The organism is Herbaspirillum sp. YR522, from assembly GCF_000282575.1.
GTDB lineage: Bacteria > Pseudomonadota > Gammaproteobacteria > Burkholderiales > Burkholderiaceae_D > Herbaspirillum.
In genome coordinates this window covers 1-13,400 of record NZ_AKJA01000153.1, presented here as the reverse complement: position 1 = coordinate 13,400, position 13,400 = coordinate 1, and the positions used below count along the sequence as shown (strand labels likewise).

The 13,400-nt window shown below is 62.1% G+C and carries 12 protein-coding genes and 1 tRNA gene; 6 read left to right on the top strand and 7 right to left on the bottom strand.

Annotated elements, in window-relative coordinates; genetic code table 11:
* The first annotated feature begins 151 nt into the window (after positions 1-151).
* A tRNA-Arg gene (locus PMI40_RS21050) sits at positions 152-227 on the top strand.
* Positions 228-285: 58 nt separating this feature from the next.
* Here PMI40_RS21050 and PMI40_RS21045 read toward each other — a convergent pair.
* Positions 286-2,736, bottom strand: coding sequence for a penicillin-binding protein 1A (locus tag PMI40_RS21045; protein WP_008119651.1), 2,451 nt, complete (start codon positions 2,734-2,736; stop codon positions 286-288).
* 200 nt (positions 2,737-2,936) lie between these two features.
* Here PMI40_RS21045 and PMI40_RS21040 point away from each other — a divergent pair, with 200 nt between their 5' ends.
* Positions 2,937-4,841, top strand: a complete 1,905-nt coding sequence (locus PMI40_RS21040) for an ATP-binding cassette domain-containing protein (protein WP_008119648.1) — start codon at positions 2,937-2,939, stop codon at positions 4,839-4,841.
* A 28-nt stretch (positions 4,842-4,869) separates the two neighbouring features.
* Here PMI40_RS21040 and PMI40_RS21035 read toward each other — a convergent pair whose 3' ends face one another.
* Together PMI40_RS21035 and murJ are read right to left on the bottom strand one after the other, a co-directional pair.
* On the bottom strand, positions 4,870-5,718 hold the full coding sequence (locus PMI40_RS21035; protein WP_008119647.1) for a SirB1 family protein: 849 nt from the start codon (positions 5,716-5,718) through the stop codon (positions 4,870-4,872).
* A gap of 45 nt (positions 5,719-5,763) precedes the next feature.
* Positions 5,764-7,317 carry a murein biosynthesis integral membrane protein MurJ gene (gene murJ, locus PMI40_RS21030; RefSeq protein ID WP_008119643.1) on the bottom strand — a complete coding sequence of 518 codons (1,554 nt, stop codon included), beginning with the start codon at positions 7,315-7,317 and terminating at the stop codon, positions 5,764-5,766.
* Between the two features lie 275 nt (positions 7,318-7,592).
* Here murJ and rpsT point away from each other — a divergent pair, with 275 nt between their 5' ends.
* Positions 7,593-7,859, top strand: a complete 267-nt coding sequence (rpsT, locus tag PMI40_RS21025; RefSeq protein WP_008119641.1) for a 30S ribosomal protein S20 — start codon at positions 7,593-7,595, stop codon at positions 7,857-7,859.
* 152 nt (positions 7,860-8,011) lie between these two features.
* Here the strand turns inward: rpsT and PMI40_RS21020 are convergent, their stop codons facing one another.
* The 3 genes from PMI40_RS21020 to PMI40_RS21010 form a co-directional block, all read right to left on the bottom strand.
* Positions 8,012-8,491 (bottom strand): DUF192 domain-containing protein, encoded by a 480-nt coding sequence (locus PMI40_RS21020; protein ID WP_008119639.1) that lies wholly within the window; start codon positions 8,489-8,491, stop codon positions 8,012-8,014.
* Positions 8,492-8,598: 107 nt separating this feature from the next.
* On the bottom strand, positions 8,599-8,769 hold the full coding sequence (locus PMI40_RS24300; RefSeq protein WP_008119636.1) for a hypothetical protein: 171 nt from the start codon (positions 8,767-8,769) through the stop codon (positions 8,599-8,601).
* Positions 8,770-8,935: 166 nt separating this feature from the next.
* Complete coding sequence (locus tag PMI40_RS21010; RefSeq protein WP_008119634.1) at positions 8,936-9,496, bottom strand: pseudouridine synthase; 561 nt, start codon at positions 9,494-9,496, stop codon at positions 8,936-8,938.
* Between the two features lie 180 nt (positions 9,497-9,676).
* On the opposite strand from PMI40_RS21010, the gene icd reads away from it, so the two are divergent.
* Positions 9,677-10,933, top strand: a complete 1,257-nt coding sequence (gene icd, locus PMI40_RS21005) for an NADP-dependent isocitrate dehydrogenase (RefSeq protein WP_008119632.1) — start codon at positions 9,677-9,679, stop codon at positions 10,931-10,933.
* A gap of 131 nt (positions 10,934-11,064) precedes the next feature.
* Here icd and PMI40_RS21000 read toward each other — a convergent pair whose 3' ends face one another.
* Entirely contained in the window at positions 11,065-11,271 is a 207-nt protein-coding gene (locus tag PMI40_RS21000; RefSeq protein ID WP_008119630.1) for a cold-shock protein, read from the bottom strand.
* Positions 11,272-11,606: 335 nt separating this feature from the next.
* Here PMI40_RS21000 and clpS point away from each other — a divergent pair, with 335 nt between their 5' ends.
* Complete coding sequence (gene clpS / locus PMI40_RS20995; protein ID WP_008119628.1) at positions 11,607-11,921, top strand: ATP-dependent Clp protease adapter ClpS; 315 nt, start codon at positions 11,607-11,609, stop codon at positions 11,919-11,921.
* The coding region (locus PMI40_RS20990; protein ID WP_008119627.1) for a Clp protease N-terminal domain-containing protein at positions 11,918-13,400 on the top strand (1,483 nt) is incomplete at its 3' end. The genes clpS and PMI40_RS20990, both read left to right, overlap by 4 nt.

Here is a 13,400-nt window from a genome sequence, read left to right as displayed (position 1 = left end):
GTCTCCCTGGCGGCGGCTATTGGTTGCGGCTTGCTGCAGTCATTGTAGTGCAAGGCGTTGGACGAGCCATCCCGACATCGTGCATGCAAGACCACATATCGCATGCCAGCTTTGCAATGACGGTCGCTACGGCTACAATAGCGGCCTTGCTGCCCCCGTAGCTCAGTGGATAGAGCGATCCCCTCCTAAGGGATAGGTCACACGTTCGATCCGTGTCGGGGGCGCCAGCATAAAAAAAAGCGCAGAAGATTTTTCTTCTGCGCTTTTTCGTTGGTGCCACCGGGCTCAGGGGCTCTGGTTGGTGCTGTCATAGAACCGCTTGGCCGCCGACGACGGTTGCGAAGGCGAGGGCGAAGGCGCATTGCCCGGCGCGACCTGGCCCCCCGATCCGGCCGGCGCGGGTGGTGCCGAGCTGGGCGTCCAACCGAAGAAGTTCGAGATGGCGTCGACCACGGTCACGCCGACATTGGTCACCTGGCCGTTGCCGGGCGTGAAGTTGTCGTAGTAGGGTTCGCCATCGATGAAGCGGATGCCGTCCGGCACCGGCAGCTCCGCCTGCGGCACGCCCTTGAGCGCGGCCCGCATGTAGTCGACCCAGATCGGCAGCGCCAACTGGGCCCCGAACTCCATGCCGCCCAGGCTCTTGGGCTGGTCGTAGCCCATCCATACCACGGTGGCCAGGGTGCGCTGGTAACCGGCAAACCAGCCATCGAAGGCGTCGTTGGTGGTGCCGGTCTTGCCGGCCAGGTCGGTGCGGCCGATGCTGTTGCTGCGCGCGCCTGTACCGCGCTGGGCCACCGACTTGAGCAGGTTGGTCATCATGTAGCTGTTGCGCTCGGCCACCACGCGCGGCGCGCCGTTGCCGACCACCAGCGGGTCGGCCTTGGACAGCACCTTGCCGCGGGCATCGGTGACCTGGGCGATCAGGTACGGTGCGATGCGGTAGCCGCCATTGGCAAACACCGAATACGCAGCCGACAGTTGCAGCGGGTTGGTCTGTCCTGCGCCCAGCGCCATGGGCAGGTAGGGCGGCACCTTGTCGGGATCGAAGCCGTAGGTGGCCGTGATGAACTCCTTGGCATATTGCACGCCGATGTTGTCGAGTGTGCGAATGGCCACCAGGTTGACCGACTTCTGCAGCGCCGTGCGCACCGTCATCGGGCCGGCCGGCGGTTCATCGTCCTTGGGTTCCCAGTTGGGCTGGCCGTTGCCGGCCGGGTACGACACCGGTGCGTCGTTGACGATGCTGGCCGGGCCGAAGCCCTTTTCGAGGGCCGCGGCATAGATGAACGGCTTGAAGGTCGAACCGGGCTGGCGCCAGGCTTGCGTGACGTGGTTGAAGTTGTTCTGGGTGAAGTCGAAGCCGCCCACTAGCGCCCGGATGGCGCCGTCCTGCGGCACCACCGACACCAGCGCCGACTCGACCTGCGGCAACTGCACGATCTGCCAGTTCTGCTTGGCGTCCTGCATCACGCGGATCAACGCGCCCGGGCGGATACGGATTTCCTTCTTGGCCTTGTCGGACAAGGCATTGGCCACGAAGCGCAGGGCCTCGCCCTTGATGCTGATGCGTTCGCCCGAGCGCAGCACCACATCGACCTGCCTGGGGCCGGCGGCCACCACCACGGCGGCCAGGATGTCGTCGTTGTCGGGGTGGTCGTCCATCAGGTCATCGATGGCGGCGGCGCGGGCGTCGGCGTCCTCGGGCAACTCCACGGTCTCGACCGGGCCGCGATAGCCATGCCGCCGGTCGTAGTCCATGACCCCACGGCGCACGGCCAGGTAGGCGGCCTGCTGATCGGCGGCGTTGATGGTGGTGTAGACGTTGAAGCCCTGGGTATAGGTTTCTTCCTTGTACTGGGCGTAGACCATCTGGCGCGCCATCTCGGTGACGTACTCGGCATGCACCATGTACTGGCTGCCCGGCGCGCGCACCTTCAACGGTTCCTTGGCGGCGGCGTCATACTGGGCCTGGGTGATGAAGCCCACGTCCAGCATGCGCTGCAGGATATATTGCTGGCGGATGTGGGCGCGCTTGGGATTGACCACCGGGTTGTAGGCCGACGGCGCCTTGGGCAGGCCGGCCAGCATCGCGGCCTCGGCCAGCGAGACATCCTTGAGGTCCTTGCCGAAGTAGGTGCGGGCGGCTGCGGCGAAGCCGAAGGCGCGCTGGCCCAGGTAGATCTGGTTCATGTAGACCTCCAGGATCTGGTCCTTGGAGAGGGCACTCTCGATCTTGTTGGCCAGCAGCACTTCGTAGAGCTTGCGCGAGATGGTCTTTTCCTTGGTCAGGAACACATTGCGCGCCACCTGCATGGTGATGGTGCTGGCGCCTTGCGAGGCGCTGCCGCGCAGGACGTCGGTCGCCAGCGCCCGGGCGATGCCGATGTAGTCGATGCCGCCGTGCTGGTAGAAGCGATAGTCCTCGATGGCCAGCACCGCATTCTTCATGTCGGCCGGAATGTCTTCCAGCTTGACCAGGCTGCGCTTTTCCTCGCCGAATTCGCCCAGCAGTACCTTGTCTTCCGACCAGATGCGCAGCGGGACCTTGGGGCGATAGTCGGTGATCAGGTCCAGCGAGGGCAGGCGCGGGTTGATGAAGATCAGCGCATAGACCACCAGCAATGCGCCGACGATGCCCAATCCGAGGATGGACAGTCCGACGAACTTGGCAATGTTGGGGTTGAGAAAACCGCGCTGATGGCGATGAAGGGCGCTGGAGGCTGGAGAGGGCATGAGATGACGTGAAATCGGGATGCGCTATCTTACAGCATGCGGCCAGCGGCCCCGGCTGGCGTCGGCATCAATGCTTTACTGAATGTAACAGCGGCGGCGGCCGCCCATGGGCCCCGGCAAGCCGGTACAATGCCGCTCTTTCGGGCGTTTTCCCGCAATTCATCTGGATCGGCAGCGCACCGCGCTCGCCCAAACACGCTATGGCAGTCATTTCCCTTTCCGATGCGCAACTGGCCTTTGGCCACGTGGCGCTCCTCGATCATGCAGAATTCTCGCTGGAGACCGGCGAGCGGGTCGGCCTCATCGGCCGCAACGGCACCGGCAAGTCGTCGCTGCTCAAGATCATCGCCGGGCGCTCCAAGCTCGACGATGGCGTGCTGGTGATGCAGCAGAGCGTCAAGATCGCCTATGTCGACCAGGAGCCGCATTTTCCGGCCGAGATGACCGTCTATGACGCCGTCGCCTCGGGCCTGGGCGAATTGCCGGCCCTGCTGGCCGAGTACGAGGCCATCACCGGCCAGTTCGGCGGCGACAACGACGATGCCTTGCTGGAGCGCATGCACCAGATCCAGACCCAGCTCGATGCGGCCGACGCCTGGTCCATCGGCAACAAGGTCGAGACCACGCTGGACAAGCTCAACCTGAACCGCGACTCCCGCATCGGCGAGCTCTCGGGCGGGATGCACAAGCGGGTGGCGCTGGCCTGCGGCCTGGTCGGCAACCCCGACGTGCTGCTGCTGGACGAACCCACCAATCACCTCGATTTCGGCTCGATCCAGTGGCTCGAGGGCTTGCTGCGCGACTTCAAGGGCAGCATCCTGCTCATTACCCACGATCGGCGCTTCCTGGATAACGTCAGCACCCGCATCATCGAACTGGATCGGGGCAAGATCCTGTCGTTCCCGGGCAATTTCAGCACCTACCAGACGCGCAAGGCCGAACTGCTGGCCAATGAAGAAGTCGAGAATGCCAAGTTCGACAAGTTCCTGGCCCAGGAAGAGGTCTGGATCCGCAAGGGCGTGCAAGCCCGTCGCACCCGCGACGAAGGCCGGGTGCGACGGCTGGAGGCGCTGCGCCTGCAGCGCGGCGAGCGGCGCGATCGCCAGGGGCAGGTCAAGCTGGAAGTGTCGGGCGGCGAGCGGTCGGGCAAGATCGTGGCCGAACTCGAGAATGTCAGCAAGAGCTACGGCGCCAAGACCATCGTGCGCGATTTCAGCGGCATCCTGATGCGCGGCGACAAGGTGGGACTGATCGGCCACAACGGCGCCGGCAAGACCACGCTGCTCAAGCTGATCCTGGGCGAGGAAAGTGCCGACAGCGGCACCATCAAGCAAGGCACCAAGCAGCAGGTGGCGTATTTCGACCAGATGCGCGCGCAGCTCAATGAAGAGGCCAGCCTGGCCGATACCATCGCACCCGGCAGCGACTGGGTCGAGGTCAATGGCCAGCGCAAGCATGTGATGACCTACCTGTCCGACTTCCTGTTCGCCCCCGAACGCGCCCGTTCGCCGGTGCGTACGCTGTCCGGTGGCGAGCGCAATCGCCTGCTGCTGGCACGCCTGTTCGCCAAGCCGGCCAATATCCTGGTGCTGGACGAGCCCACCAACGACCTCGACATCGATACGCTGGAGTTGCTCGAGGAATTGCTGGAGGACTTCGAGGGCACGGTGTTCCTGGTGAGTCACGACCGCATGTTCCTCGATAACGTGGTGACCCAGGTGATCGCGGCCGAGGGCGATGGCGTCTGGCGCGAATACGTGGGCGGTTACTCGGACTGGGAACGGGTGCGGGTGGCCGCGCCTGCCAAGGCCGCGCCGCGCGCCGACAAGTCGCTCTCGACCATGGCCGCTCCCGAGCCTGCGCCGGCGCCGGCTGCGGCCAAGAAGAAGTTGAGCTACAAGGAGCAGCGCGAGCTGGAAGAACTGCCGCGCCGCATCGCCGAGCTGGAAGCCGAGCAGAAGCTCATCTCGGCCAAGCTGGCCGACCCCGACATCTACAAGAGCAAGACCGATGACGTGGTCAGGCTGAACCAGCGCTTCGCCGAGATCGACGAGGAAATGCTGACCAGCCTGGAGCGCTGGGAAGAGATCGAGAAGCGCAGCTGACGGCCGCTATCGATAGAGCGTCGGCCTGCTAGTTGGGCCGGCGCAGCGCTTCGCGCAGGTCGGGCAGCATGTCGCGCAGGCTTTCCGCATCCTCGGCGTGGGGGCGCAGCGCGAGATAGGCCTCGAGGTCTTCCAGCGCAGCCTGGGCCAGACCCAGGTTGGCGCGCGCCAGGCCGCGATCGCGCCGTTCGGTCACTTCCTCGGGCAGCAGGATGACCAGCCTTTCCTGCACGTCCAGCACCTGTTGCCAGCGCTGGCTTTCCATGAAGATTGCCTTCAGGTTGCGCAGCATGCGCGCCAGGATCTCGCGCGGATGGGCCGCCCGCAGGTAGGCCGCCAACGGCAACTCGTCATCGTCTTCCTGTTCCTGCTGGCGTTCCAGGTAGGGTTCGAGCCGTTCCTCGAGCTCTTCGCGCGACAGGCTCGAGCCGTTCATCGGATCGAGCACGATCTCGCCCGATTGCACCGACAGCTTCATCAGGAAATGCCCGGGGAAGGACACCCCTTTCATGTCCAGCCCGATCTGCTGGGCCAGTTCGATGAACACCACCGCCAGCGAGATCGGGATGCCGCGCCGGGTGGCGATGACCCGGTGCAGGTAACTGTTGTCGGGGTCGTAATAGTTGTTGATGTTGCCGGCGAAGGCCATTTCCTGGAAGAAGAAATGGTTCAGCATGCGCAACTTCTGGATTTGCGACGCATCCTGCGGCATGCGGTCCCGCAGCTTGAGCGCCAGGTTGTCGAGCTCGACCTCCTGTTCGCCGAAATCCATCTCGGGATAGAAGTCCTGGCCCAGCGTCAAGGCAGATTCGAACAGGGGAATCGAATCGTCCTGGCGCACCAGCGAAGCAAAGTATTCGAGGGAGGTCAGCGTCATGCAGGACATCCTATCAAAATATGTTGGGATGCGTCGCCCGATTTGCTAACGACGCGCAATACGCTTGAATTCGGATAGCCGCAAGCCCATCGCGAACAGGGGACCGAAGTATGCGAGTGCGCATGCTGCGATCACCAGCAGCAGCGCGCCGATGCGTAGCAGGGGATGGGCCTGCAATGCGATCCAGTCGAACTTGCCGGCAATCCATAGCGCCACGCCGGCCAGCACCAGCAGGGCACCCGTCATGCGCACCAGGAACATGCCCCAGCCGGGACGTGGTGTATAGATGCCACGGCGGCGCAAGCCCCAGAACAGCAGCACCGCATTGAGGCAGGCGCCCAGGCCGATCGACAGCGCCAGTCCGGCATGGGCGAAGCGGGGCACGAACAGGGTATTCATCAACTGGGTGGCGACCAGGACGATGACGGCGATGATCACGGGGGTGCGGATATCCTGCTTGGCATAGAAGCCGGGCGCCAGGATCTTGACCACCACCAACCCGATCAGGCCCACGCCATAGGCCACCAGCGCATGGCCGGTCATGGCCACCGACAGCGTGTCGAAGCGGCCATAGTGGAACAGGGTGGCCGTCAGCGGCGTCGACAGCGTGGCCAGCGCCACCGCCGCCGGCATGGCCAGCATGAAGGTCAGGCGCAAGCCCCAGTCGAGCAGGGCCGAGTATTCGTCCATGTCGTCGGCGGCATGGGCGTTGGACAGGCTGGGCAGCAGGATGGTCCCCAGCGCCACGCCCAGCAGCGCGGTCGGAAACTCCATCAGGCGGTCGGCATATGACAGCCACGACACGCTGCCGTGCTGCAGCCGCGATGCGATGTTGGTATTGATCATCAGGCTCAGTTGCGCGGCCGAGACGGCGAACACCGCCGGCCCCATCTTCTTGAGTACGCGCTTGACACCTTCGTCGCGCAGGCCGATGGCCGGGTTCCAGTAGAGCCTGGGCAGCATGCCGATCTTCATCAACGCCGGCACCTGCAGGGCCACCTGCAGCACCCCGCCCACCAGCACGGCGAAGGCCATGGCGTAGATCGGCTGCTCCATGAAGGGCGCCACCAGCAGCGATGCCACGATGAAGGACAGGTTCAGCAGCACCGAGGTGAAGGCCGGGATCTTGAATTCCTTCCAGGTGTTGAGGATTCCGCCGGCCAGCGCCACGAACGCCATGAATCCGATATAGGGAAACATGATGCGGGTCATCACCACCGATGCGTGGAACGCGTCCTGGTTATATTGCAGGCCGGTGGCGATGAAGTAGACCACGAAGGGCGTGGCCACGATGCCGGCCACGCAGGTCGCCAGCATCATCCACATCAGCACCGTGGCGACGTGGTCGATCAGGTGCTTGGTCTGCTCCTGGCCGCGCTGGTTCTTGTATTCCGCGAGGATGGGCACGAAGGCCTGCGAGAAGGCGCCCTCGGCAAACAGTCGGCGCAACAGGTTGGGGATGCGGAAGGCGATATTGAAGGCATCGGTATAGGCAGATGCCCCGAAGGCGCGGGCAAACAGGATTTCGCGGGCCAATCCGGTGATGCGCGAGAGCATCGTCATGCCGGAGATGGCCGCCAGCGTTTTGTGCAAGTTCATGGAGCGGCATTATAGCGGCGCGGCCGGGGGCGACGGTGGCGCGCCTTGAATTGTCTGGATGCCAATAGACTGCGGCGCAAGCGGGTCGGTTCGATCACCGGCGGCGGACCGGCCATGGCGGCCGAACAACAGGCCGGCCCGGTGGCAATGGCCGGCGTTGCAGCTAGTGTTTGCCCACTTTGCGAAAAGTGGTTATAATCCGTGGCTTCACAGAATTTGGCTTCGCGAGTCCTAAGGGTTAGCGGCGCATACGACTCTCGATTTAGGATAATTTCATGGCAAATACCGCACAGGCACGCAAGCGTGCACGTCAAGCAGTTAAGCAAAACGCGCACAACTCGAGCCAGCGTTCGACCCTGCGTACCGCAATCAAGGCAGTTCGCAAGGCGATTGCCGCTGGCGACAAGGCTGCTGCGACCAGCGTGTTCCAGGCTTCGGTGTCGACTCTCGACAGCATCGCCGACAAGAAGATCATTCACAAGAACAAGGCCGCTCGCCACAAAAGCCGCCTGGCTGCTGCCCTGAAGGCCCTGGCCGCCTGATTGGCGCTGGCGCCGCGCCCGCTGCCTCGGTAGCAGGGTTGCATGCAGGCAAGTGAAGAAAAACCCGTCTGGTCACAGGCGGGTTTTTTCATTGGCGCGACGGTTTTGCGATCTATCGCCAGCGCGCCGGCATGGCGCGCTGGCCTTTGGCTTCAGCGCGGCAGGCCGTCGATCACGGTGCCGGGCTTGATGTTCTTCTGCTTGAACCAGCCACGGTTCATCTCGAGGGCGTAGGTGGCGCCACGCTTGGCGCAGTGCGAATCGAGCGTCTCGGGCTTCATGTCCTCGATGTTGATGATCTCGCCTTTCTCGTCCAGGAAGGCCACCGACAGCGGGATCAGGGTATTTTTCATCCACATGCATACGCCGGCGGGCGACTTGAACAGGAACAGCATCCCTTCGTTGTCCCCCATTTTCTCGCGGAACATCAGTCCCTGTTCGCGCTCGGCCTCGGTCTGCGCCACTTCGGCCTTGATCAGGTGGATGCCAATGTTGAGCTGGGTAGTCGCAAAATGCCGTGGCGGGGTCTGTGCCTGGGCTGCAGACAGGGTGGCCAGGGCCAGTGCAGCACAGCCGGCCAGGCGATTCAATGCGTAACGGAGGGAAGGGGAGGGGCGAATGGATGGGCGCATGGGAAGGCGTTTATTCCTGGAGTCGACGAGGCAGCCACGATTATAGCGGTGCCAAAAATGCAAAAAGGCAGGAAACCCTGCCTTTTTTTGAATCGCGCGGACGCAGATTACTTGGCTTCAGCAGCCTTCTTTGCCTTCTTTGCCTTCTTTGCCTTCTTTGCCTTCTTGGCCTTGGGTGCCGATGCTTCTGCCTTAGGGGCTTCAGGAGCAGCAGGGGCTTGTGCGAAAGCGGCAGTGGCGAACAGACCAGCGATCAGAGCGGCGATCAGTTTTTTCATTTTTGCGTCCTTCAGTTCAACATGTTAGGGATGTAAGGCAACGATGATTCGAGAGAATCACTGACAATAACGGCACGCCGTGACAGAGGTTGACAGTTATCAGGAACTTTTTTTCGCAGACAGAAACCGCATATCGTGATGCGATCTGCGCGTATCGCCCGATCGACTAGTCGTCCAGCAGCGCTGCGTCGACTTCGCACCATTGCCCCGGCAGCAACGGGTGCGTCGCCAGGGCATACGGACCGATGGCGATGCGCACCAGGCGCAGCGTAGGGTGGCCCACGGCGGCCGTCATTCGTCGTACCTGCCGGTTCTTGCCCTCGCTGATGGTCAGCGCCAGCCAACTGGTGGGATGGTCCTTGCGAAAACGGATGGGGGGCGTGCGCGGCCATAACCACGCGGGCTCCTGGATCAGCTTGACCTCGCTGCGCTGGGTGACGAAGTCGCCCAGGTCGAGCGGCCGGCGCAGGGTATCGAGCGCTTCGGCCCGGGCTTGTCCCTCGACCTGCGCCAGGTAGGTCTTGGGTTGCTTCTTGCGCGGATGGCTGATGCGATGCTGCAATTGCCCATCGTCGGTCAGCAGTAGCAGGCCTTCGCTGTCGGCGTCGAGGCGGCCGGCGGGGTAGATGCCGGGGATATCCAGGTATTGCGCCAGCGTGGGGCGCCCGGGATGATCCGAGAACTGGCTCATGACCTGGAACGGCTTGTTGAACAGAATGAGTGGCATGGACGACCGATTTAAGCGTTACAGTCCGCTAGTGTCGCAAAATCGCCGCGTTCAGTAAAATCGGGGCCCCGATCGGTGCGCCAGGACATGCTTTGCCGGCGATGCCGACCCGCTTGCGCGAAATCTCTTAAAATTGCCCGCTGATTGTTCAACTGACCAGATTAACCGCCGGAGACCACGATGTCGTACCAACATATCCAAGTGCCCGCTGAAGGCGCAAAGATCACCGCCAACGCCGATTACACCCTCAACGTCCCGAACAACCCCATCATTCCCTACATCGAGGGCGACGGCATCGGCGTGGACGTCACGCCGGTCATGCTCAAGGTGGTCGATGCCGCGGTCCGGCGCGCCTATGGCGGCCAGCGCAAGATCCACTGGATGGAGATCTTCGCCGGCCTCAAGGCTACCCGCCTGTACGGCGCCGACATCGCCATGCCCGACGAGACGCTGGAAGTGGTCAAGGATTACCTGGTCTCGATCAAGGGGCCGCTGACCACCCCGGTGGGCAGCGGCATCCGTTCGCTCAACGTGCTGTTGCGCCAGCATCTCGACCTGTATGTCTGCCTGCGCCCGGTGCGGTATTTCAAGGGAACGCCGTCGCCGCTGCGCGAGCCCGAGAAGACCGACATGGTGGTGTTCCGTGAAAACTCCGAGGACATCTACGCCGGCATCGAGTGGCAGAGCGGTTCGGAAGACGCCAAAAAAGTGATCGAATTCCTGACCCGCGAGATGGGCGTCAAGAAGCTGCGTTTTCCCGAGACCTCGGCATTGGGCATCAAGCCGGTGTCGCGCGAGGGCACCGAACGGCTGGTGCGGCGCGCCATCCAGTACGCCATCGAGCACGACAAGCCGTCGGTGACGCTGGTGCACAAGGGCAACATCATGAAATTCACCGAGGGGGCCTTCCGCGACTGGGGGTTTGCGCTGGCCGCCAAGGAGTTCGGTGCCGAGCTGATCGACGAGGGGCCATGGATGCGCCTGAAGAATCCGCGCACCGGCCGCAGCATCATGATCAAGGATGCCATCACCGACGCCTTCTTCCTGCAGGTATTGATGCGTCCGGCCGAATACAGCGTGATCGCGACCATGAACCTCAACGGTGACTACATTTCCGACGCGGTGGCCGCCCAGGTGGGCGGGGTGGGCATCGCGCCCGGCGCCAACATGTCGGATTCGGTGGCGATGTTCGAAGCCACGCACGGTACCGCCCCGAAGTACGCCGGCAAGGACTACGTCAATCCGGGCTCGGTGATCCTCTCGGCCGAGATGATGTTGCGCCACATGGGATGGACCGAGGCGGCCGACCTGATCGTCGAGGCGATGCAGAAGACCATCGCCTCCAAGCGGGTCACCTATGATTTCGCCCGCCTGATGGAAGGCGCGACGCAGGTCTCGTGCTCGGGATTCGGCGAGGCAATGATCGAAAACATGTAGTGGGAAAGCCCCTCGCCGGGTCAGCTTGGCCGGCGAGTAGGAGGAGCCGGCCGGGGAACCCGTGGCCGGATGCAGACACCTATAAAAAAAGCCTCGCATCGCGAGGCTTTTTTAGAGACGTACTGAAAAAATCAGTTGCCGTCTTGAATGTTCGATGCTTGCTTGCCCTTCGGGCCTTGCGTCACTTCGAAACTGACCTTTTGACCTTCTTTCAGGGTCTTGAAGCCGCTCATGTTGATTGCAGAGAAGTGTGCAAACAAATCTTCACCGCCGTCGTCCGGAGTAATGAAGCCGAAACCCTTGGAATCGTTGAACCACTTAACTGTACCAGTTGCCATAAAAACTATCTCTCAAATATAAACTAATCACACGAGCCGTTAAAGCAAGAAGCATCGCGCGTCACGCAGCCCCCTTTAAACTTGCCCCCTATTGAACTTACATTGACAAGCAGTAACTACTTACCAATGTTTTCCATTGTTCTCGGTCGAAAAGTAAAAGTCAAGGAAATTTCAACTTAAAGATTGGCCCGCTGTTCACTTGATGGCGCACCGCACCCTTGATTTAGGATAATTCATCGTCATCTGCGCGACATCGGGAAAACGCGTAATATCTATTCATCTGGAGGTTACGTAATCATTGTGCGTTGCACAGTTATTGATGGTCGAATAAACGCATGGCAACCAAGCACGCAAATGATGGCGGTACAGTCCTGGAGCGACAGGAGTCGAAAGTCAAGCCGCCCCCGATGTACCAAGTTCTGTTGTTGAACGATGACTATACGCCGATGGAATTCGTCGTCGCAGTCATTCAGCAGTACTTCAACAAAGACCGTGAAACCGCGACGCAGATCATGCTCATGGTTCACCGCGATGGGAAGGGTATGTGCGGTGTGTATCCGAAGGATATTGCATCCACTAAAGTGGAACTCGTTTTAAACCACGCTCGAAAGGCAGGGCATCCCCTGCAATGCGTGATGGAGGAAGCATGATTGCGCAGGAACTCGAAGTCAGTTTGCACATGGCCTTTGTCGAAGCCAGACAATCGCGCCATGAATTCATTACCGTAGAACACTTGCTGCTCGCGCTGCTCGACAATCCGTCGGCGGCCGAGGTGCTGCGTGCCTGCTCGGTCAATATTGACGATCTGCGCAAGACGCTGACCAACTTTATTACCGACAACACGCCCACCGTGCCTGGCACCAACGAGGTGGATACCCAGCCCACGCTGGGTTTCCAGCGCGTGATCCAGCGCGCCATCATGCACGTGCAGTCTGCGTCCAACGGCAAGAAGGAAGTCACCGGCGCCAACGTGCTGGTGGCGATCTTCGGCGAGAAGGATTCGCACGCGGTGTACTACCTGCACCAGCAGGGCGTGACCCGCCTGGACGTGGTCAATTTCATTTCGCACGGTGTGCGCAAGGACCAGCAGGCCGATCCGCAAAAGGCCCCGGAAGGCGCCGAGGACGTGCAGGCCGAAGGCCAGCAGAAGGAAAGTCCGCTCGACCAGTTCACCCAAAACCTGAACAAGGCTGCGGCCGAGGGCAAGATCGACCCGCTGATCGGGCGCGATTCCGAGGTCGAGCGCGTCATCCAGACCCTGTGCCGCCGTCGCAAGAACAATCCGCTGCTGGTGGGCGAGGCCGGTGTGGGCAAGACCGCCATCGCCGAAGGCCTGGCCTGGCGCGTGACCCAGGGCGACGTTCCCGAGATCCTGAAGAATGCCGTGGTGTATTCGCTCGACATGGGCGCGTTGCTGGCCGGCACCAAGTATCGCGGTGACTTCGAGCAACGTCTCAAGGCCGTGCTCAAGCAGCTCAAGGACAGCCCCAACGGCATCCTTTTCATCGATGAGATCCACACCATCATCGGCGCCGGCTCGGCTTCCGGCGGTACGCTGGACGCATCGAACCTGCTCAAGCCGGCGCTCTCGAGCGGCCAGCTCAAGTGCATCGGCGCGACCACCTATACCGAATTCCGCGGGGTGTTCGAGAAAGACCACGCCTTGTCGCGTCGTTTCCAGAAGATCGACGTCAACGAGCCCACCGTCGAGCAGACGGTGCAGATCCTGCGCGGCCTCAAGTCGAAGTTCGAAGAACACCATGGCGTGAAGTATTCGGCATCGGCATTGACCTCGGCGGCCGAGCTGGCGGCGCGCTTCATCAACGATCGCCACCTGCCCGACAAGGCCATCGATGTGATCGACGAGGCGGGCGCGGCGCAACGCATCCTGCCCAAGTCGAAGCAGAAGAAGACCATCGGCAAGTCCGAGATCGAGGAAATCATCTCCAAGATCGCGCGTATCCCGCCGCAGTCGGTCAACCAGGACGATCGCGCCAAGCTGCAGACCATCGACCGCGACCTGAAGAATGTGGTGTTCGGCCAGGACCCTGCCATCGAGGCGCTGGCGTCGGCCATCAAGATGGCGCGTGCCGGCCTGGGCAAGACCGACAAGCCGATCGGCTCCCTCC

Coding starts and splice junctions, on each gene's coding strand:
- rpsT (WP_008119641.1), top strand. CDS start 7,593: ATGGCAAATACCGCACAGGCACGCAAGCGTGCACGTCAAGCAGTTAAG.
- PMI40_RS21045 (WP_008119651.1), bottom strand. CDS start 2,736: ATGCCCTCTCCAGCCTCCAGCGCCCTTCATCGCCATCAGCGCGGTTTT.
- icd (WP_008119632.1), top strand. CDS start 9,677: ATGTCGTACCAACATATCCAAGTGCCCGCTGAAGGCGCAAAGATCACC.
- murJ (WP_008119643.1), bottom strand. CDS start 7,317: ATGAACTTGCACAAAACGCTGGCGGCCATCTCCGGCATGACGATGCTC.
- clpS (WP_008119628.1), top strand. CDS start 11,607: ATGGCAACCAAGCACGCAAATGATGGCGGTACAGTCCTGGAGCGACAG.
- PMI40_RS21010 (WP_008119634.1), bottom strand. CDS start 9,496: ATGCCACTCATTCTGTTCAACAAGCCGTTCCAGGTCATGAGCCAGTTC.
- PMI40_RS24300 (WP_008119636.1), bottom strand. CDS start 8,769: ATGAAAAAACTGATCGCCGCTCTGATCGCTGGTCTGTTCGCCACTGCC.
- PMI40_RS21020 (WP_008119639.1), bottom strand. CDS start 8,491: ATGCGCCCATCCATTCGCCCCTCCCCTTCCCTCCGTTACGCATTGAAT.
- PMI40_RS21035 (WP_008119647.1), bottom strand. CDS start 5,718: ATGACGCTGACCTCCCTCGAATACTTTGCTTCGCTGGTGCGCCAGGAC.
- PMI40_RS21000 (WP_008119630.1), bottom strand. CDS start 11,271: ATGGCAACTGGTACAGTTAAGTGGTTCAACGATTCCAAGGGTTTCGGC.
- PMI40_RS21040 (WP_008119648.1), top strand. CDS start 2,937: ATGGCAGTCATTTCCCTTTCCGATGCGCAACTGGCCTTTGGCCACGTG.